Below are 889 nucleotides of genomic sequence, written 5' to 3'. Positions count from 1 at the left end.
ATTTGTTCCAGTTTCGCACTGTCAATCTCGGCGGACTCGCCGAGTTCGTTCAGGTCCTGGCCACGGTGTTCCTGTTCTTCTCGTTTCTCTGCGGCCTCAATGTCGACAAACAAAGCATGTACCTTTTCTTGGAGTTTGGCCTTATGCTTACTAACCGCTTTGCCCCACACAAAGGTGTAACGATTCGCGTTGGCCTCGATCTTGGTGCCATCCACGAAGTAATGCTCTAGGGAAATGTATTTTTCGTCCGCAAGAAATTGAAGCACGGCGGTAAATACCCTTTCAAGGACGTCCTTCATTCGCTGGGAACGGAAGCGATTAAGGGTGCGAAAATCCGGACGTTGACGTCCAGCCAGCCACATGAAGGGAATGTTTTCTCGGACCGCTTTGGCGATTTGCCGGGAGGAGTAGATGCGCTGTGTATACGCGTAGATAATTAGTCAGCATTTTAGGATGGTAACTGTCGCGGCCGCCGCCGGGGTAGGCCGCGTCAAAGATGGCGTCGTCGAGTCGATTCACTGCTGCGTTCACGACACGAACGAGGTGATTTGGTAGGATATCTTCTTCTAAATCCATTGGCAAGCAAAGTTGGTCCATGGTATATTGAATGTACAAAAGAAACCCTCCTTTGAAATGGTTGGTCGCACTTCCATTTTACCAAAAGAGTGGTTTCTTTTTTGCGTTTTTATAAATATTGTAGTATGTTTCCCGCTTAAACAGCGGAGAGGACGGAACGATTGTGGAAAAGCGATAGCGTTCGCCTTTGTGTCCGGATTTTCACCGCTAAGGGGAATAAAAAAAATCTGGACACAAGAGCGATTGGAACAACGGTCCGTTCGCGGAGCGTCCTCACGGAGCACAACGTTTGTCCGACTCCAAAAACAAGGGA

The 889-nt window shown here is 48.8% G+C and carries 1 pseudogene; it reads right to left on the bottom strand.

The window, feature by feature from the left end:
- Nucleotides 1–615, bottom strand: a pseudogene (locus A3848_RS33595) (transposase); the annotation flags it as partial.
- Nucleotides 616–889: the final 274 nt, after the last annotated feature.

It is taken from the genome of Paenibacillus sp. P32E (assembly GCF_001909085.1).
GTDB classification, from domain to species: domain Bacteria; phylum Bacillota; class Bacilli; order Paenibacillales; family Paenibacillaceae; genus Paenibacillus_AQ; species Paenibacillus_AQ helianthi.
Note: the sequence above shows the minus strand (reverse complement) of the source record. Positions and strands in the feature narration are given on the sequence as shown.